Annotated in this window: 1 protein-coding gene; it reads left to right on the top strand. The window is 52.4% G+C overall.

The window, feature by feature from the left end:
• A partial coding sequence (locus AB4Z35_RS29875) for an IpaD/SipD/SspD family type III secretion system needle tip protein (RefSeq protein ID WP_442101140.1) occupies window positions 1-571 on the top strand: 571 nt, incomplete at its 5' end.
• Window positions 572-837 lie beyond the last annotated feature (266 nt).

Raw genomic sequence — 837 nt, 5'->3', positions numbered from 1 at the left:
GGCCGGTTATGAGCACATCATCGCGGCCTATTCGGACTTCTTCGCCGACTTCAATGCGCAAATTACTGCGAAGTTGAAAGACTGGATCGAAGGGGTCAGCGACGGTAAAGAGGTCAAGTTGCATGTCGGTGAGCTGTACGTCGCACTCAATGACCTGGTCACTAAATACAGCCATCCAAATCCTGCATCCGTACTGTTTCCCAAACCCGGAAAAGAAGGCGCGAGCAGGGAGGAAGCGGAAAAGTGGCGAGTAGCGCTGGGGCTGCCTGAAAGTTGCCTTAAGCCAAATCCCGACGGCAGTTACTGCGTCGTCATAGACACTGGGCCGCTATTGAGAATGCGAGACAGTCTGTCATCAGGCGGTGGGATGCAGTGGGTTATCTGGGACACCGCCAAATTCCAGGCCTGGCAAACCGGCTTCAACGCCCAGGAAGAACGCATGAAGAACACATTGCAGTCCTTCACGCAGAAGTATTCGAATGCCAATTCTTATCATGACAATTTCAATAAAACGCTGTCTTCACATTTGAATCAGTTTTCTGACATGTTGAAGGCGATGTTGAATTTTTGATGTGAGTCTGATTTGTCTGGATAAAGCAATTAAATGTCAGTAGATCGGGCGTAACACGAGTTCGTTTGAACTGGTGTTGCGCCTGATGCCGATCAGTTAAGCGGTAATGCGATCTGTAGCAGCTGCCGAGCCCGCGAGGCTGCGTTCGGCTGCATAGCAGTCGTGAGGCCGGCTGACGCGGCCTGCCTGACGTACCGCGATTACTGATTTTACGACTGCTTCGCAGCCGAACGCAGCCTCGCGGGCTCGGCAGCTGCTACAAAGGG

Origin of the sequence: Pseudomonas sp. KB_15 (assembly GCF_052114525.1) — a bacterium.
In the GTDB taxonomy this organism is placed as follows: domain Bacteria; phylum Pseudomonadota; class Gammaproteobacteria; order Pseudomonadales; family Pseudomonadaceae; genus Aquipseudomonas.
Note: the sequence above shows the minus strand (reverse complement) of the source record. Positions and strands in the feature narration are given on the sequence as shown.